Source organism: Knoellia sp. p5-6-4, assembly GCF_029222705.1.
In the GTDB taxonomy this organism is placed as follows: Bacteria; Actinomycetota; Actinomycetes; order Actinomycetales; family Dermatophilaceae; genus Pedococcus_A.
Genome location: NZ_JARGZF010000003.1, coordinates 28,051 through 48,538, shown reverse-complemented (window position 1 = coordinate 48,538; position 20,488 = coordinate 28,051). Strand labels below are relative to the sequence as shown.

At 67.8% G+C, this 20,488-nt stretch carries 21 protein-coding genes, 1 tRNA gene and 1 pseudogene; 12 read left to right on the top strand and 11 right to left on the bottom strand.

Annotation, left to right across the window (positions count from 1 at the left end):
• Positions 1-137: 137 nt before the first annotated feature.
• Positions 138-1,400 (bottom strand): MFS transporter, encoded by a 1,263-nt coding sequence (locus P2F65_RS17520; protein ID WP_345803715.1) that lies wholly within the window; start codon positions 1,398-1,400, stop codon positions 138-140.
• Positions 1,401-1,577: 177 nt separating this feature from the next.
• Between P2F65_RS17520 and P2F65_RS17515 the strand changes: the two genes are divergently transcribed.
• Entirely contained in the window at positions 1,578-2,201 is a 624-nt protein-coding gene (locus P2F65_RS17515) for a vitamin K epoxide reductase family protein (RefSeq protein ID WP_275810847.1), read from the top strand.
• Between the two features lie 103 nt (positions 2,202-2,304).
• Positions 2,305-2,607, top strand: coding sequence for a hypothetical protein (locus P2F65_RS17510; RefSeq protein ID WP_275810845.1), 303 nt, complete (start codon positions 2,305-2,307; stop codon positions 2,605-2,607).
• Positions 2,608-2,695: 88 nt separating this feature from the next.
• Here P2F65_RS17510 and P2F65_RS17505 read toward each other — a convergent pair whose 3' ends face one another.
• Positions 2,696-3,592, bottom strand: coding sequence for a universal stress protein (locus P2F65_RS17505; RefSeq protein ID WP_275810843.1), 897 nt, complete (start codon positions 3,590-3,592; stop codon positions 2,696-2,698).
• A 174-nt stretch (positions 3,593-3,766) separates the two neighbouring features.
• Between P2F65_RS17505 and P2F65_RS17500 the strand changes: the two genes are divergently transcribed.
• From P2F65_RS17500 to P2F65_RS17480, 5 genes are all read left to right on the top strand, one after another.
• Entirely contained in the window at positions 3,767-4,387 is a 621-nt protein-coding gene (locus P2F65_RS17500; RefSeq protein WP_275810841.1) for a hypothetical protein, read from the top strand.
• Positions 4,388-4,529: 142 nt separating this feature from the next.
• Entirely contained in the window at positions 4,530-4,877 is a 348-nt protein-coding gene (locus P2F65_RS17495) for a hypothetical protein (protein ID WP_275810839.1), read from the top strand.
• Positions 4,878-5,171: 294 nt separating this feature from the next.
• Positions 5,172-5,417, top strand: a complete 246-nt coding sequence (locus tag P2F65_RS17490) for a hypothetical protein (RefSeq protein WP_275810837.1) — start codon at positions 5,172-5,174, stop codon at positions 5,415-5,417.
• 267 nt (positions 5,418-5,684) lie between these two features.
• Positions 5,685-6,782, top strand: a complete 1,098-nt coding sequence (locus P2F65_RS17485; RefSeq protein WP_275810835.1) for a medium chain dehydrogenase/reductase family protein — start codon at positions 5,685-5,687, stop codon at positions 6,780-6,782.
• Positions 6,783-7,571: 789 nt separating this feature from the next.
• A tRNA-Arg gene (locus tag P2F65_RS17480) sits at positions 7,572-7,647 on the top strand.
• 15 nt (positions 7,648-7,662) lie between these two features.
• Here P2F65_RS17480 and P2F65_RS17475 read toward each other — a convergent pair.
• The 7 genes from P2F65_RS17475 to P2F65_RS17445 form a co-directional block, all read right to left on the bottom strand.
• Positions 7,663-8,811, bottom strand: a complete 1,149-nt coding sequence (locus P2F65_RS17475; RefSeq protein WP_275810833.1) for a site-specific integrase — start codon at positions 8,809-8,811, stop codon at positions 7,663-7,665.
• Positions 8,808-9,011, bottom strand: a complete 204-nt coding sequence (locus tag P2F65_RS17470; RefSeq protein WP_275810831.1) for a helix-turn-helix domain-containing protein — start codon at positions 9,009-9,011, stop codon at positions 8,808-8,810. The genes P2F65_RS17475 and P2F65_RS17470 overlap by 4 nt, the downstream gene beginning before the upstream one ends.
• Positions 9,012-9,043: 32 nt before the next feature.
• Positions 9,044-10,576: a replication initiator gene (locus P2F65_RS17465; RefSeq protein WP_275810829.1), complete on the bottom strand. Its 1,533-nt coding sequence runs from the start codon at positions 10,574-10,576 to the stop codon at positions 9,044-9,046.
• Between the two features lie 2 nt (positions 10,577-10,578).
• Positions 10,579-12,171, bottom strand: coding sequence for an FtsK/SpoIIIE domain-containing protein (locus tag P2F65_RS17460; protein ID WP_275810827.1), 1,593 nt, complete (start codon positions 12,169-12,171; stop codon positions 10,579-10,581).
• Between the two features lie 16 nt (positions 12,172-12,187).
• Positions 12,188-12,436 (bottom strand): hypothetical protein, encoded by a 249-nt coding sequence (locus tag P2F65_RS17455; protein WP_275810825.1) that lies wholly within the window; start codon positions 12,434-12,436, stop codon positions 12,188-12,190.
• Positions 12,436-12,897 carry a plasmid replication, integration and excision activator gene (locus P2F65_RS17450; RefSeq protein WP_275810822.1) on the bottom strand — a complete coding sequence of 154 codons (462 nt, stop codon included), beginning with the start codon at positions 12,895-12,897 and terminating at the stop codon, positions 12,436-12,438. The genes P2F65_RS17455 and P2F65_RS17450 overlap by 1 nt, the downstream gene beginning before the upstream one ends.
• 84 nt (positions 12,898-12,981) lie before the next feature.
• Positions 12,982-13,758 (bottom strand): GntR family transcriptional regulator, encoded by a 777-nt coding sequence (locus P2F65_RS17445; RefSeq protein ID WP_275810819.1) that lies wholly within the window; start codon positions 13,756-13,758, stop codon positions 12,982-12,984.
• 56 nt (positions 13,759-13,814) lie between these two features.
• Here P2F65_RS17445 and P2F65_RS17440 point away from each other — a divergent pair, with 56 nt between their 5' ends.
• From P2F65_RS17440 to P2F65_RS17420, 5 genes and pseudogenes are all read left to right on the top strand, one after another.
• Positions 13,815-14,261, top strand: a complete 447-nt coding sequence (locus P2F65_RS17440; RefSeq protein ID WP_275810816.1) for an NUDIX hydrolase — start codon at positions 13,815-13,817, stop codon at positions 14,259-14,261.
• A 138-nt stretch (positions 14,262-14,399) separates the two neighbouring features.
• Positions 14,400-14,537, top strand: a pseudogene (locus P2F65_RS17435) (translation initiation factor IF-2 N-terminal domain-containing protein); the annotation flags it as partial.
• A 234-nt stretch (positions 14,538-14,771) separates the two neighbouring features.
• Positions 14,772-16,256 (top strand): AAA family ATPase, encoded by a 1,485-nt coding sequence (locus tag P2F65_RS17430; protein ID WP_275811065.1) that lies wholly within the window; start codon positions 14,772-14,774, stop codon positions 16,254-16,256.
• A complete protein-coding gene (locus tag P2F65_RS17425) occupies positions 16,253-17,380 on the top strand; it encodes a hypothetical protein (protein WP_275810813.1) in 1,128 nt (375 codons plus the stop codon). The genes P2F65_RS17430 and P2F65_RS17425 overlap by 4 nt, the downstream gene beginning before the upstream one ends.
• A gap of 99 nt (positions 17,381-17,479) precedes the next feature.
• The gene (locus P2F65_RS17420; RefSeq protein WP_275810810.1) at positions 17,480-18,298 is read left to right on the top strand and encodes a hypothetical protein; all 819 of its coding nucleotides are present in this window, start codon (positions 17,480-17,482) and stop codon (positions 18,296-18,298) included.
• A gap of 385 nt (positions 18,299-18,683) precedes the next feature.
• Here the strand turns inward: P2F65_RS17420 and P2F65_RS17415 are convergent, their stop codons facing one another.
• Positions 18,684-19,616 carry a toll/interleukin-1 receptor domain-containing protein gene (locus P2F65_RS17415; RefSeq protein ID WP_275810808.1) on the bottom strand — a complete coding sequence of 311 codons (933 nt, stop codon included), beginning with the start codon at positions 19,614-19,616 and terminating at the stop codon, positions 18,684-18,686.
• A 422-nt stretch (positions 19,617-20,038) separates the two neighbouring features.
• Positions 20,039-20,419: a hypothetical protein gene (locus tag P2F65_RS17410; RefSeq protein ID WP_275810806.1), complete on the bottom strand. Its 381-nt coding sequence runs from the start codon at positions 20,417-20,419 to the stop codon at positions 20,039-20,041.
• Positions 20,420-20,488 lie beyond the last annotated feature (69 nt).

The following is a 20,488-nucleotide window of genomic DNA, read 5'->3' as shown; positions in this document are numbered from 1 at the left end:
CCGGCTCGCGGCTCTCCCGGCGCGGCTGCGGGGCTGCGTCGTCGGGGGGCGGGACTGCAGGTCTGGGGCGTCGCCGAATCACCCGAGCAGGCTAACGAACGGCACCGCCGGCGACCGCGGTGACAGACCGGCGGGGCTCAGGCGGTTGTGGTCGGGCGGCGCACCACGAGGGCCGCGACGGCGATCACGGCAGCCAGCACCGCCGCTCCCATGCCGAGCACTTCGTAGCCGAGCCGACCGACGACCAGCCCGGCCAGCGCGCCGCCACCGCCGGCCGCCAGGCCCATGGCCAGGTCGGAGGCGCCCTGCACCCCGGCCCGCTCCGCGACCGGCACCGAGCCGGCGATGAGCGTCGAGCCGCTGACCAGCGTGAACGACCAGCCGAGCCCCAGCAGGAAGAGGGCCACGGTGAGGCCGAGCGACCAGCCGGTCGGGGCCTGGGCGGCCAGCAGCGCCGAGGCCACCAGCACCGCGGAACCGGCCAGCACCATCGGCCGGGCGCCGAAGCGGTCGACGGCGAAGCCGACCAGCGGCGAGAAGGCGAACATGCCCAGCACGTGGATGCTGATCACGAAGCCGATGACCCGCAGCTCGGCCCCGCCGTGGTGCATGTGCAGGGGCGTCATCACCATGACGCTGACCATGACCGCGTGCCCGAGCCCGACGGTGAGCATGCCGAGCAGGGCGGCCGGGATGCCGGCCGCGACGCGGAAGCCCCGGAGCACGGAGCCGTGGTGCTCCAGCGGCTCGACGGCGGCCGCCTCGGCGCGGGCGCGGGCGTGGAGCAGGGGGTCGGGTCGCAGGCGCAGGGTGAGGAGCAGGGCCGCGAGCGCGAACCCGGTCAGCGAGAACAGGAACGGGCCGGTGAGGGACGGCAGGCCGAGGCCTCGCGCCACGCGGCCGGCGATGCCGACGAGGTTGGGCCCGAGCACGGCCCCGATGGTGGTCGCCCACACGACGATCGAGAGGTCTCGCCCACGGTGGCGCTCCTCGGCGAGGTCGGCCGCGGCATACCGGGCCTGGTTGTTGGCGGCGGTCGCGCCGCCGAAGAGCACGCTGCCGGCGAGCAGCAGAGGGAAGGACCCGATGAGGCCGGCGGCGACGAGGGCCACGGCGCCGGCGATGCCGAGCAGGTAGCCGAAGTCCAGGCCCGGGCGGCGGCCGCGGCGGGCCATGATCCGGGCCATCGGCACCGCGATCAGGGCGCTGCCCAGCACCTGGAAGGTGCCGCCGAGCCCGGCCAGGTCGGGCGAGCCGAGGATCTCCTCGGCGAGGAGGGAGCCGACCGCGATGCCGCTCGAGACCCCGACGCCGCCGAGCATCTGCGAACCGACGAGGGTGCTGACGGTGCGGCGCTGGAGCGCGTGGTCGGCGGGCGTGGCGACGCCGGAGATGGGCACCACGACAGTATGCCGTCGGGCCCGTTCCGCCCCGCGCCGCCTGCCCGTGGGGGCTGCTCTCCCGGCCGGCGAGCAAACTCTCACAACGGACGAATCGGGGCTTTCGGCCCTGCTGGCCAGGAGGTCCGGCTGGCTAGCGTCGGGCTGCCGAAGCCGACCTGTGCCCGGAGGCCACCGATGACGACCACCCTTCCGCGCCCGGCCGCCACCGGGGCGGCCGCTGCCCCGCCCACGAGCCTGCGGCCGTGGTACGCGCTGATGCTGGTCGGGGGTGCGCTCGGGCTCTTCACCGCGGGGTGGCAGACCGTGGAGCGCATCGCCTGGGCGGCCGACCCGTCGGCGTCGTCGGTGTGCGAGATCAACGCCGTGCTGTCGTGCAGCAGCGTGTTCTCGCACTGGCAGTCCTCGGCGCTGGGCGTGCCGAACTCGCTCATCGCCCTGGCCGTGTTCGGCGTCGTCGCGACGACCGGCCTGGCGGGGGTCCTGGGCAGCCGGCTCTCGCGCAGCCACCTCGCGACGGTCTTCGGCGTGACCCTCTTCATGACGGCGTTCGTCGTCTGGTACCTCGAGCAGTCCGCCCTCTCGATCGGGGTGCTCTGCCTGTTCTGCGTCGGCTGCGCCGTCAACATCATCGTGGCCGGAGTCGGGGTCACGCGGGTGGCGGCGGGCGAAGGTGCCCTGGGTCGTGGCCGCCTCGGTCGGGGGGTCGCCACCATGGTGGAGGCGAACGCCGACGTGGTCGCCTGGGCGGGCCTGGCGGCGCTGCTCACCCTGATGATGGTGCTCGGCCTGACGCTGTAGCCGGTCGCGGGGGAAAGCAGGCTCCGCCCCGGTTGCGTCCGGTGGTCGCGCTCCTAGAGTGAGAGGCAGCCCCCTGTTGACGGGCATGCGCTGGGAGGAAGCCATGACGCTGCAGAGCACGAGGAGCGAGCACGCCGTTGCCGTGGGAGCCGACCACGACCTCGCCGACCTGGGTGTGCGTGAGCTGGTCGCGGCGCTGGCGCAGGTCGAGGACGAGCTGCGGAGGGTCCCGTTCATGGTGCGCCGCCACGGGATGATGGTGGTCAACCCCGAGGTCGCCCCGCTGCTGGCCCGCGAGCGCGCGGTCTCGACGCAGCTGAGCCAGCGCAGGGCCTCGTGGAGCAGCCCGCACCACCACGTCCCGCGCGGGGCCTCGGCCTCGTGGCCGGCCCCGCCCTGGACCTGAGCAGGGCGCCCTGGACCTGAGCACCGCCTGAGGGCGCTGCCTGATGGCGCCGTGCCGGGCAGGCCGGGGCGTCAGCCCACTGCTCGGCTCACTGCTCGGCGCGCACCACCATCACGGGGCACTCCGCCTCGTGGATGACCTTGTGGCTCACCGAGCCCAGCAGCAGCCCGGCGAACCCGCCCCGCCCCCGGCTGCCCACGACGATCAGGCCTGCCGTGGCCCCGAGGCCGCTCATCACCTCGCCGGGGTCGCCGTAGAGCACCTCGGTCTCGACGGACAGGTCGGGGTGGTTGGCCGTGAGCCGCGCGCGGGCGTTGTCCAGCGTCTGCTGCGCCTCTTCCGTGACGGAGCGGGAGTGACTGGTGCCGCCCTTCTCCGACTCGGCGTAGGCCCACCCCTCAGGCGAGAGGAGGTGGCCCACCCGCACGACGTGGAGCCTGGCACCGGCCCTCGCCGCGATGTCGGCCGCCGCGTCCAGCGCCCGCTGCGAGGGCAGGGAGTCGTCGACGCCGACGAGCACCTTGTGCTCGGCGTCGGGGTGGGCGGGCGCCTCGCCGCGCACGACGACCGCCGGGCAGCGGGCGTGGGCGGTCACGGCATACGACACCGAGCCGAGCAGGCCCGCCGCGAGCCGGCCCCTCCCCCGGCACCCGGTGACGACGAAGTCGGCCTTCTCGGAGGCCTCCACCAGGGCGGCCGCCGGGCTCTGCTGGGCGGAGACAGCGCTCACGTCGGAGGGGTCGAGGACCGTGGTGACCCGCTCGACGCCGGCCCTGAGGATGCCCTGGGACTCGTCGGCGAGCTCCTCGGCGAGGCGCTCCGCGCTGTATGCCGGCTCGACCGGGAACGCGGCCGGCTCACCGGAGTGGAGCACGGTGAGCGGGCGTCCCTGCCGCTTCGCCGAGGCGGCCGCCCACATGAGGGCGACCTCCGCGCCGGGCGACCCGTCGTACCCGACGACGATGCCACGAACGTTGCCTTCCATCGCTGACCTCCCTGTCGCCCGATCCGGGGCCCACCCGGAACGGCTCCTTCATCGTGACGCCCCGCGGCGACGGCGTCGAGGGCCCTAGGTCCCCGGCGCGGGCCGTTGGCCTCTGGGGATCGGCACCGGCCCGGCGTCGACTGGGCGGTGAGGTCGGTCCAGGAGGTGGTGCAGATGACGGGCGGGGCGAGCGGAGCGGACCGGCGAGCAGGTGTGCTGCTCTACTGGCTGCCGCTCGGCGCGGGAGGCCACGTGGTGCGGTGGAACGGCCGGGTCTACGAGGTCATCGCCGCACGCTACGGCCACCGGACGGTCAACGACCTCTACCACTCGGCGCTGGAGGTGCTCCTCCGCGGCGAGCGCTACGTGGTCGAGATGGCCCCGGTGTGGAGCGGTGATGCTCCGGAGCGCGGTGTCGTGCGGGTCGGTCCGGTCGGGCTGCCGCTGCTGGGGAGGTCGGCGCTGTTCCGCTACGAGGTGCGGCGGTGGCGCGGCGGGGTGATCCCCGATGCCGACGAGGCGGTGGCCAGTCCGGTGCTGCTCAGCGGCGACACCTCGCGCGCCACGCGGGTGCTCGACCTCGTGCCCGAGGTGCCGGCCCTCACCTGGGGGCGGGACGAGCTCGGGGCCGGGGACATGTGGAACTCGAACTCGCTCATCTCGTGGCTGCTGGCCCGCACCGACCACGACGTGGCAGGCATCGCGCCGCCGCCCAACGGGAGGGCGCCGGGGTGGCTGGCGGGGCTCGCGCTGGCCGCCCAGCAGAGCGGGAGCCGACCGGCTCTGACCGAGTAGACCGTGCGGCCGCTGCCGTGACCCGCCTGGGTCGTGGCGTGAAGATCCTTGTGTGACAGGTGTGCCAGATGTCCATCCACTTTTTGAAATGACTACCCGCGGCATGGCCCGAAATGACTAGTCATCAGGCACCATAGGTCAGGTGATCCCCCGCAACACCCCCCTGTCGAGTCTGAGTGGCACGCCCCGCAAGACGCGCGCCCCCCGCGGCTTCCGCCGCCCACTGACGGTGGACCAGCGCCTGAGCCTGGCACGGTACCTCGTCTACTTCACCCTTCCCGTCCTCAGCATGGCCGCCATGGGTTTGGCCCTCGACGGCAGCAGACGCGCCGTCACGTTCCTGGCGCTGCTCGCGCTCATGCCGACCCTGCTCTTCCTCTCCCGTTCCCGGGTCGAGCCGGTCGGCCCTTGGGTGGCGCGGCGCATCCGTCGTCGCGAGATCGCCCTGCTCGAGCGACTCTGGGCCTCGTCGCCCACGTCCCAGTCGTAGCCAGCCCTCCACGGGCTGCGCACACGCGTCTGGGCCGCGGTGGCGGCATCACCTCGGGTGCAGGTACGTCGATAGGACTCCTCCATTCGCCGGGTCTGACGGGCCCGGTTACCCGATGCCGCTGAGGCGTGCACCAGGCGTTCCATGAGCAGTGGGGGCGCGCGGCGTGTCGAAGGCACGCGGCTCGCGATACCGCTGCTGTACTCGCACGAGAGACGGCACGTTCGTCAGCACGGAGGGTGGGCCATGCAGGACCAACCACATGAACACCAGACGCTTGAACATCGCGTAGACATGGTGGCGGCCAGCACCGTGGCCGCCGCGCACCGCCGGGACCACCGGCACGACAAGACGGCCGAGGAGTGCCACCCGCACTGCGTCGAAGTCGTCCACCTCGGTCACCGCGCCGTGGCCGTCTGCCACTGCTGCCAGGCCGACTCGGGCTTCCTGCCCGCGCGGGAGGCGGAGGGACTGGCACGACGTCACTCGGAGCAGACGAGCGGCCTGGTCAGCGTGCCGCTGGTGGCAGCAGTCGCCTGAGCTCGAGCCCCGGGAAGGCGGACCGGTCGTCCGAACCGACCGCGCCGGTCACGGTGCCCGTGGCGGCAGTGCCAGATCTACCGTGCCCGCCGGAGCTCCGTTCAGAAGGGTGTTGTGGTCTAGCCCTCAGGCACCTCGGAAGCCTGCCCAGCCGGCAGCATCGGTGAGCGGGGTCTCGCGGGGCCGGACGCGATGACGTTCGAAGGCAGCGCCGTCTGTGGGGCCAAAGGCCCTGTTGGGGCCGCACGTGCGCCGTACCTTCGGGGCATGGAGCGGGTGGTGGTCGACCGCTACGGCGGGCCAGAGGTGATTCGCGTGGTGCAGGCCGAGGATCCGCGCCCGGGGCCGGCCGAGGTCCGGGTCCGGGTGTTGGCCGCCGGCGTCTCTTTCACCGACGCACAGTTGCGCGCCGGCACCTATCTGGGTGTCCCGAAACCGCCGTTCACGCCCGGGTACGAGTTGGTCGGGGTCGTGGATCAGGTCGGTCCCGGCTGCTCTCAGCTGCAGGTGGGTGATCGGATCGCCGCGCTGACGGTGTGGGGCGCGGACGCCGAGCGGGTCTGCGTGTTGGAGTCGGATGCGGTGAAGGTGCCGGAGGACCTGGATCCGGCAGAGGTCGCCAGTCTCGTGCTGACCTACATGACCGCGTACCAACTGCTGCACCGCATGGCGAAGGCGCGCCCCGGTGAGTCGGTGCTGGTTCACGGCGCGGCGGGGCGGGTGGGCACCGCAGTGCTGGAAGTGGGAGCGGCGGCCGGACTTCGCCTGTTCGGGACCGCCGCGCAGCGGGACCTGCATGCGGTGGAGCGACTCGGCGCGGTGGCGATCGACTACCAGCACGAGGACTTCGTCACCAAGGTGCGGTCTTTGCCGGAGCGCGGCGTTGACGTGGTGCTCGACGGACTGGGCGGGGTGCTGTCGCTGCGGTCGTTCCGCGCGCTCCGACCCGGTGGCCGGCTCGTGGTGTTCGGCCATTACTCCACGCTGGCCCACGGCCGCAAGAGCTGGCGTGGGTGGGCGCAGTGGTACGCCGCGACCGCCGCCGTAGGGTTGTGGGGGCTGTTCTCGCCACGTCGGAAGGTCACGGCCTACCGGATCCAAAAGCTTCGGGAGGGCCACCAGTTGGTCCCGGTGAGCAGACGGTCCCCCGCGCCGCTCGTCGGCGGAGGACCTCGGGAGCCGGAGCAGTTCCGGGAGGATTTCACCGCGCTGCTCGCCCTGCTCCGAGAGGGCCGGATCCATCCGGTGATCGCCGAGCGGCTGCCGCTGTCACAAGCGCGTCACGCGCACGAGTTGCTGGAGACGTCGGCGGAGAAGGGGAAGCTCGTCCTCGTTCCCGACGGGACGAGAATGGGCACCGGCTGACGGCCGGCAATGGGCCGAAGCGGCCCGCTGCCCTGCTCATCGGCCTTGTCGAAGCAGCCGCATCCTGCTAGCTGTTCCATAGGTCAGCGCGCAGGAGGCATACGACGACGCTTCCGAGCGGCGTTGGCGTCGTCGCGCTGGCCCCGGTAGCGACCCGGTCCGGCATCCGCCCCAAACGGGCCGGGCAGTACCTGGTGTTCACCCCGCTAGACCAGCCGGACCGGCTGCCGATCTTCGAGACGGGGGAAGACAAGCGGGGTCACCTCGTTCCGCGCCGGGCATGCCCAAGTGGTCCGGCTCATCGAAGGGTGCCTGGGAGCGTCGCCGCCGACTGGCCCGGTGATCGGTGAATCCGACGCCCGGAGGGCCGGCGCCGTGCACGGCCAAACGAGCGTGACGCCGAGACGGCGCTGCGCCTCGCCCGCCGAGCCGGTCAACGACCACGCCGGGCCATGCTGCATAACCGGCCGCGACCACCCTGCGTGTTGAGCCAGATCTTGCCCGGCAGGCGGTGAATCAGCCGACCTTGATGGGCCGCCGGGGCGAGCATCTTGGAGTACCGGCCCGGCGCCAAGCGCGGCAGTTGGAAGTGGTCATGTGGACTCACAACCTCCTCGAGGTGCAAGACGCGAGCAGAGACGCCGGGCAGTGGGTGCGCCCGAGGATCGCTTCGACGCGTCTGCTAGCCCGTGCATAGACTCCCCACAGCGTCGGCTAGGCTGCACGCTGCATGACATGCACCCGCTTGGGTTTCCGCGAGGCTTCCAGCGAGGGTTTCATCCATGCACCGCCCTCGTAGCTCAGGGGATAGAGCACCGCTCTCCTAAAGCGGGTGTCGCAGGTTCGAATCCTGCCGGGGGCACCACCACGTTTCCGCAGGTCAGAGCCCATTGGGCCGCTCCTGCTCGCCCGCTTCGTTCCGGCGCCGGGACTCATCCGTACCCGTGCCGTACCCGAGAACGCGGTTGACCCGTTCCAGAGCCGCCCGGTCGGCGTCCGTGCCCATGAGGTGCCCGTACGTGTCGAGCGTCAGCTTCGCCGTGGAGTGACCCAGCCACGCGGACACCGTCTTGATGTCCACCCCGGCCGCGATCCAGAGGCTGGCCGCGGTGTGCCGCAGGTCATGCGGACGCCGCCCCAGCCCGGTCGTCGACCAGTGGACGGACCGCCGCCAGTTCTGGGCGTGCAGGTAGCCGCCCTCCGGCGCGGGGAACAGCAGGTCGTCCGGTTCCCGCCCCTCGGCCCAGGACTCCACCACCGGGCGGACCCGATCAGTGAGCGGCACGAGACGGGACCGGCCGCTCTTGGTGGTGGCTCGTTCGATGACGGCACCCGTGCGCCCCGACTGCGGAACGGACCGCTTCACCACAAGCCCCGGATAGGGCACGTTGACAAGATCCCTCACCCGCAGACCTCGCAGCTCGCCGAAGCGGAGGCCGGTGAGGCCGAGCACAAGCGTGATTTCGACATACCGCCCCGCGAACTCCCGCTGGGTGCTGACGACGTCGAGCAGCACGTCCAGCGCGAAGGGATCGACCTCCACGATCTTGCCCGTCCTCGAGTCGGGGTGAGGCAGCGGGACGGACTCGGCCGGAGACACCTGGAGCCGCCGCGTCCGCACCGCATACCGGAACAGCCCCCGCAGGGTGGTGCGCACCCGGGCCGCCGTTCTGACCGACCGGCACACCGCGAGGTCGGTCAGGAATCGCTCGATCTGCACCGATGCGACCGACGAGATGGGGAGCCTCCCGAAGGCCGGCACGATGTGGACGCGCAGCGCACTCTCGTCCGACTCCCACGCCCGCACCGACACCTGGCCCTGCCGAGAGTCGCGGTACTCCTCCGCCAGCTCGCGCACCGTGATCTTCCCGGCCGATGGCGAGACGAACTCCCCAGAGAGCAGGAGCCGCTTCTGCTCCATCTCCCAACGGACGGCGTCGCCTTTGCGTTGGAACGTCCGGTCGGCAACCACGACGCTCCGGTACTTCACCTGGACTCGCCATGTGCCGTAGGGAGTCTTGACGATCACGCCGATTCCTTCTGCTGCTCCAGCCACTCCAGCAGGTCCTCCGGACGCCAGAAGCAACGCTTCCCGATCTTGATCGCCGGAGCGAACCGGCCGTGGAACCGCAAGTGGTTCAGCGTGTTCCTCGTGACGTGGCACCACGCAGCCGCCTCGTCCACCGTCAGCAGGACCGGAGCCTGCACCTCGTTCGTCTGCCCATCCATGACACTCCCCTCTCACTCGATTCTTCTTGTGCTTACTGCTTCCTCATGCGCTTCTGCTCCGCACGGTGCTGGGCGTACTCCCTCGCTCGGGCGGCAGCTGCGCGGGCCAGCTCGACCTCCCCCTCGTTGTCCCAGCCGACGCCGACGAAGCGCCACTGACCCACGATGAGCGTCGTCTCGTCCTCGTCGTCCGCGAGGAGGTCGGCCTCGATCGCAGCCAGGTCGATGGAGCGGCCGTCTCGCTGAGCGTCGGCGATGAGTGCCTGGGCGCGACGGCGGGCACGGCGGAGGACACCGAGGGTGAGCGAGTAGCGGCGCGACTTGGTCGCGAAGTGCCCCCGGAAGCCCAGCGAGGGGGCCCACTTCCGCAGCAGACCGTAGGGCCAGTCGTTCAGCGGGACGTCGATCTCGGCATGCGCCCAGGCACCTTCGGCCAGTCCGGCGAACTCGGTGGCGACCTCCTCGACCCTGCGCAGGTGAGGGTTCAGTCCGTTGGCGTCGACCGTGTCGGTGGCCGACTTCGTCGAGTACTTCGCGAGGTAGCCGGCAACCTGCTCGGCGGTCAGGGCCTGCTCGGGGTCGTCGGTGCGGTGTCCCGTGCGGACCGGGCGCGTGTCGACCTGGGCACCGAACGCCAGCACCCGTGGGGCGTCGCCATCGAAGACCGGTGGGGCGGTGAACCGCACGGCTGCAGCTGCCTCCGCGACGAGATCCGAGACGAGGTCGGCGGTGAGCCACTCCGGCGCAGCAGCGAAGCCGGTGTCCGTCTTGGGTCCGTCGAGGCGGATCAGGGCGTGGAAGTGGATGAGTCCGCGCAGCTGGTACTCGGCGACCTTGGCGTACTGCACCGTTGCGTAGTCCGGCAGCTGCTTCTCCTTGACCCCGACCCGGTCCGCGAGGAGTCGCTTGAGAGCGATGGTGAAGCGTCGCCACAGCTCCGGGGCCCACCACTGCCACACGACGTGGGAGGCGTAGTCGTAACACTCCCCGCACAACGGCTGCCCCAGCAGCGAGTCCCCATCCTCGTGAGTGGCGAAGCAGGTCGTCGGCCTGCCGTGCTCGCACCGCTTCTCCTTGGCGTGCTGTCGGCAGCGACGGCCGTTGTCCCGCTTCCCGTGGACGTGCCCGAACGACGGTGCGGTGACGGTGGCGAAGACGAGCGGGTTCTCGCTGACTGTGGCGGGGACGCCCTTGCCGCCGCTGACCCCGGCTCGGATGAGGTGGAACATGTCGGCCGCGTAGACCCGCGAGCAGGACGGGCACACGCTGGCTCGGCGGTTGCCGCACCGGGTCAGGGTGGTGCCCATCGGCTCATGGTCGGAGGAGTAGACCGACAGCACCTCCCCCGTCCCGGTGTTAACGGTGGTCGAGGACCCGACGAGGTGGATCGGGTGCAGACAGAACCCGACGCGGGAGACGGCTTCGGACCAGTCGTCGAAGTCCGGCGACAGCATGCGTTTGGCGATTTGCCGTGCCACGGCGGCGGAGCTCAGGTCCAGGTCGAGCGGAGCGTTCTCCCCGTATCCGGAGAACCGCTGGAACCCCGTGGCGTTGTCCGTGGGCATCGTCAGGCCACCCAAGACCCGTCGCGATTGCGGGGCTTGCGCGGCTTCCGCGGTTTGCGTGCGGGCCTCGGGGCAGGACTCTCGTTCTTGCTGGTCGCAGCAGGCTTGGGGTCGGCCTCGACCGTGGGCGCTTGGGCAGGCTCGGCCATCAGGTCGTCGAACAGATCGAGCGGCTTCGGCGGTCGTGGTGCGCTCAGGGCGGGAGATGCGGTAACGGACGACGCGAGAGCCGCGATGTCGTCGTCCGTGAGGTAGGAGGCCCGCACGCGTCGGATTGCACGGGTGCCCTCGACGCGGACGAACGCCACACCAGGCGTGTGCTCGGAGATGTGGTCGGCGGTGGCCCCGAGGTCGCGGGCTCCCTCGCCGAGGACCATGTCGACCTGGATCGGGTTGTCCAGGCGCATCGCCACCCGGGTCGGGAACAGGTCACGCCAGCCGACGACGTCCTTACCGGGGTCCTGCACCGCGGCGAGGACGGTGATGCCGACCGCACGGCCCTTGGTCAGCAGCAGCCCCAGAGCCTGCTCGATGCGGCGCACCACCGACCGTTCCGCGAACGCCGTCAGGGTCGCCAGCTCGTCGATAACGGCCAGCACGTGCGGGGAGTCCGGCGACGGCTGATGCTTGCGGACACCCTGGGCGGCCAGCGTCTTGGCGCGGGCGTCCATCACGGCGGCGAGGTCCTCGAGCAGGTCGCACATCGTCTCGGGAGTGCCGTCTTCGAACCGCGAGAACAACCGAGCACCGGGGCGAAGCTCCATGCCGCCCTTGGGGTCGATGGCCCACACCTGAACCCACCCGGCATCGATGGCCGGGGACAGCCCGTGCAGCAGGGACCAGAGGATGGAGCCCTTGCCCGCACCAGTTGCTCCCGCAATCAGGACGTGGGTTTGCCACAGGGAAAACCGCCACAACGTCCCGTCCTCGTGTCGCCCGATGGGAACCGCGGCAAGGTTCAGCGCGTGGGCGGGCTCGGCCGGGAGCGGTCGGATCGTTGAGGCGAGGACGTCGGAGCGGTGCAACTCGATCCAGACGGACGTCGCCCCGGCCGCAGACACCCGTGCTTCCCTCGCTCCGAAGGCGACTGCAAGGGCATCGGCTCGGCGGGCGTAGTCGTCGAGGGTGAGCCCGACCGGGATCGCCACATGGAGGCGGACGATCCCGGCCGGAGTCACCTTCACCTTGTGCAGTGCGCCGTAGACGTACCGGCGCGAGCGGTCGTTGTCGTAGTCGTGCGCAACCAGACCCACCCGGTGCGCGACCCGCCGCCACTTGCGCGGGTAGGTCAACGACAGCCACAGCTCGTTCAAACGCGGTCTCGCCATGCGCCTATAGGAGTCCGGCGAGCCCAGGCGCCACACAGCCAGCGCGGCACCCAAACAAGCGACGAGGAGGAGAACGGCTGCGTGGCCGGCATAGCGGTCCAGCAGCACCAGCCCAACGACCGGCAGCGCACGCAACGGACGGCGCACCGCGAACCTTGCCAGCCGGAACACCGACCACGCCGCGAACATGACCAGCCGGACCGCCGCCTCGAAAATCAGGGCGACTGGCTCGTCGCTATCGAACATCGCTCCCCTGCGCTCCCCCACGACGGCGCTCCTTCCCTCAGGCGGATCGACGAGCGTCGGAAGCAACCGCCATCACCCGAGACTGCGCGGCACCTAGTGCGGAGTACGCCCGGTAGACACCACGCCGAATCTCGTCGTCCGGTGCGTTCACGAACTCGCGCACCAGCTGTGCCAGCTCGTTGCGGACCCCGTCGACCCGGGCCACCTCGTGGGTCAGAACCGAGGGGAGGTCCTTCACGTCGACGTCGAACGCGTCGGCCCACGCCACGGCATCAGCAGGACGCATCACGCCGCCCCCTTCTCGGGCTGACGCTGACCGTTGCTGGATCCACTCACAGACTTGGTGCCCGGGGCGCGTACAGCATCAGCGCGGTACGACCACGCGATGTTCGGACGGCTGCCCCGGTCGTCGATCCACGCCGTAGCCGTCAGGTTCTCGAACTCAACGGGCCGCAGCTTCTGCCCATCCGGCTTCGGCGGCGGCACCGGCTGGACGTCGGCGGAGATCTTCACCGTGACCTCGCCCTGCCCCTTGCGAGCGTTCTCGTCGAGGTCGACCACGCGGACTTCCCAGACGCGCAGTCCGGTCACCTTGTCCCGCAGCTGGATGTCCCCCGGCTCTCGTCCCGCAGCCCTGGCCGCCTGCAGAGCGTCGAAGTCCTCGACCGCCGCGACCTCGCCACGCATGAGTGCCCCATCCGGGAACACGTCTTCGAACAGCACACGAATCCTCGGCTGAATAGCCATTGCAAATCACCTCTACTTGTCTAGAGCAGTACCGACAGCAGTCAGTAAAGCACACTCCTCTAGACAAGCAAGAGATTGCCGAAGTCAGATCGCTGGGAAGCGGTACTCCAGCACGTAGCTCGGCGCAGCCTTGACCGTGTCGGTCAGCTCCACACGACGACCCTCGGTGTCGAACGCCACCCGACGAACCGTGAGTACGGGAGTCCCAGCAGGCAGACGAAGTCGCCGCCGCTCCTCGGGTGTGGGCATTCGTGCGCCGACCTCTTCCGTGAACTCGGCCAATGTATGGCCGGCCTCCTCGAGACGGGCATATACGCCGCCGGGGCCGGTGTCGGCCTGCTCGATCTGAGTGCCCTTGGCGATCGTCGCAGGAATGTATGAGGACCCGAGTTCCACCGGCTGTCCGTCCATGAGGTAGCGGCGATGGCGCGCCACAACACGGCTTCGCGCTGGCAACTCCAACGCCTCTCGAACCACAGCCGACGCCGCCTCGTAACCGACCTGGATCTCGTCTACGGACGGGGTCCCCACTCCCTCAGCCTCGGCGATGAACGCGGCATGCCCCGCCGCACGGTGCCGGCGCGCGAAGCGATCCGAGGCCACGCGTCGCACAACCGGACGCTCACGAACGAAGACGCCGCGCCCATGCTCGGCAACCAGCAGCCCTTCGGCCCGCAGCTCCGATAGCGCCTGCCGCACGGTCATTCGGGCTACGCCGAAATGCTCCATGAGCTGCGACTCGGATGGAACCTTGTCCCCTGGCGCCAGCCGACCAGCACCGATGGACTCGCGCAGTCCAGCAGCGATCTGCTTGAAGGCGGGCGTGTCGGAGGACTTGTTGACCTCGCCCAGGTCCAGCATGGCTCACTCCTCCAGTCGTCCGTACTGCCTACACTCTGGCAGATGGAGGTGACCCCATGAGCGACACACCGCGCCACTCAGTCAGCGTCGCGGCGGCGATCTTCGACGACACCGGTGAGAACGTCCTGCTCATCAAGCGCCGCGACAATGGGCGCTGGGAGCCTCCCGGCGGTGTGCTGGAGCTCGAAGAGACCATTGAAGATGGGCTCCGTCGAGAAGTCCGCGAGGAGACCGGGGCCGAGATCGCGGTGGGCCCCCTGACCGGCGTTTACAAGAACATGAACCTTGGAATCGTCGCCCTTGTCTTTCGCAGTCAACTCGCATCCAAGCCAAGCGAGGAGTCCCCGGAAGCAGCTGAGGTCGCCTGGCATCCACACTCCCAACTGCCGGACTCCATGCTCGAGGCATACGCCGCTCGGATCACCGACGCACTGGCCCAATCAGGACCCGCGATCCGCGCGCACGATGGAGCGTCCCTGCTGAGGCAGAACCCCACACAGTAAACGGGCACCTGCTATCCCTGGCGCTGGCCGCGGTTTGACGAGCCCAACGGATGAGGTCCCGCGGCGTCGCACCTCCTGTGGGTAGCCTGTGCGCGGCGACAGGGGGCACCACTCTGTCTGCCTGGGAGTGGAGGGGACATGGCGAAGATCAGGGTCTACGAGCTGGCCAAGGAACTTGGCGTGGACTCCAAGACGCTGCTTGCCTACATAAAGAGCCAAGGCGAGTTCGTTCGATCAGCCTCAAGCACGATTGACCCGCCAGTGGTCCGACGAATCAGACAAGAGCTCGCGGGGTCCAGGAACATTCCTCGCGCCGCTGCTCGTTCGACACCTCGGCCCGCTCCTCGTCCGACGCCTCGACCCGCCCCCGTTCGCCCTTCGAGGGAAGTGCAGCCTCCGGGACTGCCCCAAGGCGCACCTGCCACGACTCCGGCCTCCATCTACAACAGTTGGCGGGCAGGGGCCATACCCGAGCCCAGTAGCCCAGATCTCGCCAAGAACGTTGAGCGCTTGGGGCGCCGTTTCCCCGAGTTCATGCGGCACCGCGAGTCACTGCGGAAACTCGGGTCACAGGTCGTTTTTGCTGGCTTGTGCAAGGAGTCCGGCTTCCAGGATTGCGGCATCGCTCTTGTCCGATTCAGCGGCGCCATCGAAGCAGCTTTCGGCCTGACGCGTGAAGTCGTCCTCTTCTATAGCCCGCACCGGGACATCCAGGTCAGGACATACCAAACAGCACGCAATGTCCTCAACCGCCTCGGCCGCGAGGTGTCCCCAGATCTCTTGTTCTTGAGCGCCCCCGACCCCCGCCTTCGGGTCAAGCTCGATGACTGGTCAAGGCCGGAAGTTATGGCGATCCCACTTGAGGCTGAAATGGGAGAGGATGCGTTGTCGTTCATCTCCCTCATCCGGGATTACATTTACAGCCGCGATCTATTCTATGAGACGACCCCCGTCCGTGGGAGCCGATTCTTCGGCCGGCGCACGCTTCTTCAAACCCTGCGGGACGACGTCAAGAACCAGCGCGTCGCAGGCGTGTTTGGCCTCCGAAAAGCAGGCAAGACCAGCGTGCTGATGCAGCTCTCAGACATGCTGCAGTCGACGAACACGGTGACGATTCTGATGGACTTGGAGGCATTTCCGTCGCCCCCAGCCGACCCCACGCCCGACATCTTGGCCGAACTACGCCGCAGGCTTCTGGTGGCCTTGAAAGAGCGTGGACTTCGAACCCAAGAGCTAGCGCAGCTCTCCAAGACGCCCACCATCGTGGAGATGAAGACGGCGCTCCAAACCCTACTTGGGAAACTAGACGCTGACGGCGTAGCGATCCTGCTTCTCCTCGATGAGATCGAGTATCTGACGCCTGCAGACCAGATCGATGTAGCCGAAGGGGCCATGCCTCAAGTAGCGCAGATGCTCGGAGCACTTCGCAGCCTGGTGCAGGAGACGCCCAACTTCACATTCGTTTTGTCAGGGCTCACCAGCGCCATCATCGAGGGCGGACGGCTTTACGGTCGCCCAAACCCGCTCTTTTCATGGGCCAAGGCTCACTACCTTGGACCATTCGAGAGATCTGAGGCTGACGAACTAGCCACGTCAATCGGGGCGAAAATGGGCATCGAGATTGAGGCTGGCGCTCTCGAAGCTCTGTTTGACGCTTCGGGTGGCCATGCATTTCTCTACCGGAACCTTGCCTCTCGAGTGGTCAGTGACTTACCCATAGACGTCTACCGTCGCCGAATCACGCGATCCGAGGTCCTGCACGCTCTGCTGCCTTGGAAGGCATCCGTCACAGGCAACGTCGGCGAGATGGTCGACCACGTGCGTCGCTACTACGCGACAGAGGCGATTCTGCTCGAAATTCTGATGGATTCTCCTAACGACTTCGGGACCCTGGCCGAGACTGAGCCCCAGGCGCTCGACCACCTGTTGAACCTTGGGCTCGTGCACCGAGCGGATCGCGGCTATTCGCTCAACTCACTTCTGGAGCTGATGTGAGCAGCGATTCCTCGTATCTCTCCCAGTGGATCGAGGATGTATCCCAGCAGTCCTCGCGATACGGCCTGGTTCTGGCGCTGGTCGGTTACGCCCATGAGCCCTTGAGAACCGGCTTCACCGCTGTTTCGGAGCATGTCATGACGGTCTCGGACTACTTGGCCGAGACCCTTGACGACGGACCCATTCGAGTGGTGCTCACCGACGTGGAGTCGATGTGCTCCGATTCCGCGGGCAACGGCCTCGGCCTTCTGCGAGAGCGCGTTAGTTCAGACCTGGACAGAAGCATCAACGTCGTCCTGGTGTCTCGATACCCCCGGATCCGATATCCCGCTGTTCCGGGCAGCTCGTTGTTGGAGGACGCAAAACTGCTCCTGCCTCCGCTGGCGACGCCTGTCAGTCGCGAGAGGGGGGACCCCGCCGCGGTCCTGCCCATCCACGCTGAACGTCCCAACCAAGATCTTTGGCAGACTCTTGCCTGCATCTTGGAGGAACTGGGGGACGAAGTTCTCGCGTCCCTGGACCATGCGCTGTTCGAGTCAATGTGCACACGCGATGAGGCTCTGACCCTCCCTACGCCCCGAGTGCTGGAGGCCCTCTGCGGTGCCGGGCTCGTCCAACTTCAGGGCGAGGACTTCAAATGGACAATGCCGACTAGGCACGGCGAGCTCAGAGAAGCCCTCGCGGACGCCCTTGCCGCCATGACGCATACGCCTAGGTCCATGAACGAGACATTCGGCGCCGTATGGTCGCTGGAGCGAACCCTTCGGCGAGCTATCCGCGCACGAGCTAGAACTCTCTGGGGCGCCACCTGGAGGCAGGAGGCGCTGAATGGCGACCTTCCGACCAAAACTCTTGAGAGGGCCAAGGGCGACGCATATGCCGCGGCCAAGAGCATTCGAGAACTCCGGGATCCCCTCGAATGGTTGTCCCTTGGCGAACTCTTGGAGCTTCGACGACGACCTGAGTTCGGCGGCCTAGGCGTTGAAGAGATTGTCTGGACGAAGTTGGCAATGGAGGTGCTTCCAGTCCGCAATCGGCTGTCTCACATGCGCCTCCTTCAGGACGGCGATCTATCGACCGTCCGTAAGTGGCAGCGCATTTTGGACCGCAAACTCCATCGGTGATCTAACCGATGCCACAGAATCTGCCTGTCCACAGTGCCGTCCCCCACACTCCAGCGGACTGCGCTGCCCGCACTACACAACCGACAGAGAGGTGTCCACGTGGCTAAGTCTTCGGACGGCTTACTCGCCCAGATCGAAAACGGAGCACTGGACAGTTCGGTGCCACTTGCCGACACCCTTCGTAAGTGTGTCGCCCTCGGCGGCAGAGCCGGTTCCACGGAACTGCGTGACTGGGCGAGGCGCGAGCTAGACGGCTACGGACCAGACGACGAGTTGCCGGAATACAGAACCGTCGGAGCCATGATTGCCATCGATGGCGCGACAATGCACGCCATCATAACTGGCCAACAGATCGCCCACAGTTCACTGCCTGAATTTGCCCAAGAGGCCATCAAAGAGGAGGTCGATCTGCGCTTCGGAGTCGCTCAACTCGAGGACATGGTTAACAACAGCCGAAAGGGGTTCGTCCGAATCCAAGACGCGGCAATGCCCGACTTGGCTCGCATCATGAATCACGAGGCGCCCTATGGAAACAGCATCAGCGCGGTCTATTGGCAGGTCTCAGCCAACTCAGTCCTCGGGGTGCTTGACCGAACGCGCACAGCACTCGTTTCACTCGTCGCGGAGATGCGCGCGGCCGGACTCGACAGTCAGCAACTGCCGACTCCTGAGGCGGCCAATCAGGCTGTGAGCGTGGTCCTCCACAACGCAAAGCGAAGCGTCATTAACGTCACGACATCCCAATCCTCGGGAGCCGCGCCGGCCACTGCCATTGCAACCGTCGGCGGCGGTAACTCAAGTCAGAGCACGCGCCTCCCTGCCTGGATCCGTGGGCCGTGGGGCTTCCTGGTCGGAGCCTCAACCATCGTGGCTGGAGCGGTCGGTGTTGCAACGTGGCAGGGGTGGAATCCTCTCTGAGTGGCGATGATTTCGTGTGCGCTAAGGGCACCCTTGACTCTGCTGCTTGATTCGGCGCCAAATCAGAGCGAGCGCGGGACCTCCGCGAGGTCGATCTCTTCGCCGTCTACGTCAACCAACGCAGTGTCACCAGCGCACAGCGCAGATCGCGCACAGCGTTTGCATCCAGCAAGGGCGAACCAGGTTCTGCTTGGCCTCCCGATCATGTTGCCGCAAAGCGTGCTCGCATCAGGATCCATCAGTGTGGCGGCGTCGGCCAAGTGAGGTTGAATTCCGCCGGGGCTGTCGACAACGACTAACTCGCGAGTCACCAGTTCACCCTCCTGCCTCTCTGCCGGTCCGTGCTGCTCCAATGCCGGTATGCCCGGAGTCAAGGCCCCGCCGTTTAGCCTGCTTGGACGCCCGTGATAATCGCCCCATCTCCCATCACCACCGCAGATTGCGTTCCCAGATAGGCACAAAGGTCGGTGGTCAACTGGTTCATTGTTTGTTGGCCGAGCCTAGAACCCGTAATCACGGCCACCTCATATCGATGGTCCCCGAGGGCGACCTCAGTCTTGACCCGATACTTGCCCAAAATGTCGTCGAGGCCCGAGCTCGCAACCCATCGCCGCACATCCTTCACGAGGTCGCGTCGCGGTTGCACCTCTGGCATCCGCACAGGAAGACTCCTCACGATCGACCGGACTGCAACGTCGCCATCTCTCATCCCGCGCAGGATCTGCAGCATCTCCTCGAGCATTGACTCGTCGCTGCGACGCGAATTATCGGCTGCATCGGATGCCCCTGCTGACTCGTCGCTCGCAATCGTGGACCCCGATTCATGACGTTCGAGAATTGAAGCCACCTGGTCCTCGAGTTGTGACCAGTAGACCTTTATCCGACGCTCGGCCTTGGACTCGTCCATACCGAAAGCGATGTAGAGGCTTTTAAGCAGCCGGGTCAGCCCATCTTCGTCGAACATGCACGCTTGCAGGATGTTCATCGGACCAGTGAGCTCCGCCGGACTTCCGAAGTCGATGAGCAGCGGGATGACGCGGCTCTTCTCCTCGCCGACCTCCTTGCTCAGGGCCCCGGCCTCGAAATTGAGCCACGGCTTCTCCATGTTCGCTTTGGTCGTGATGATGATTCCGATTTTCGCGTCCTTCAAGGCAGTCTCGATGTCCGCCATACTCCGCGACCCCGCCTCGATGTCGGCGTCGGAGACCCAAGGAGCGATGTCGTCAAAGATGTCCTTCAGCCATGCCCTCATCGCCAGTGCGATCTCCTTAGACGGGCTCCCGGACCAGCTGATGAAAACCTTGTTCTCCGATTCCATGCTCATCCCTACTCACGTCGTCCCCTCCGCTCGCCCGGAGGTTCACTTGCGTCAAATCGGAGACAGGCTCGCCTCACCGACTACTCGGCGCACAGGCTATGCGAGAGATGCCCGTTGCGCTTCGAGCCGCAAGAATAGAGCGCCAGACTCCCCGAGGGCCCAGGGACGCCCTCCGTCCGGCATCCCGCCCATCGTCTCGAACACCACAGGACGTCGGTTGTTCACGGTGTCTCGGACCACGTGTCCGGAGCCGGCCGTGAGTACTTTCTTCACATGGCTCAAGAGCGGCTTCGCCGCCGCGGGGGCCCCGCGATGGGGCCCCGCGCTCCGGGCGCTTCGCGCCCTGCGCGCACCCCACCGCACCCCGCGCATACGACGATGCCCTGGCTGCATCAGCCAGGGCATCTTCCACATGTGAACGCCTACGGCGCCTTTGGCTCCCAGAAGAGCTCTGCACGGACCCGCGCGGCCTCTGACTCGGCAAGCCAATGCAGCTCGTAGATCACGCCATCCCAAGTTAGGGAGGACGAGGCGATGCACTCCTCATACATGGCGTGGGCCCCAGCAGCGTCATGCGTGAACCACACCGGCCAGGCATAGTCACGCTGCGCCGCCGTCTCCTTATCCCAATAGGCCATGTGCAGGGCCGGCAGCGCCTGAACGCCCGTCAGGCGCTTCCACCACAGGTGGCCCTCGATGGTCGCCCAGTCCTGGACCTCCATCATCGCGTAACCCGCCCGAGCACCCGCACAGCGCATCTCGGCGATTGAGCCGTTATACCCCTCGAAGCGTTCGTCAGGCACAACGTCTGAAGGCCAGTGCTCTCGAATCCAGCGCCGACTCACCACAGCGCCAGTCTCGCGGACACTGCC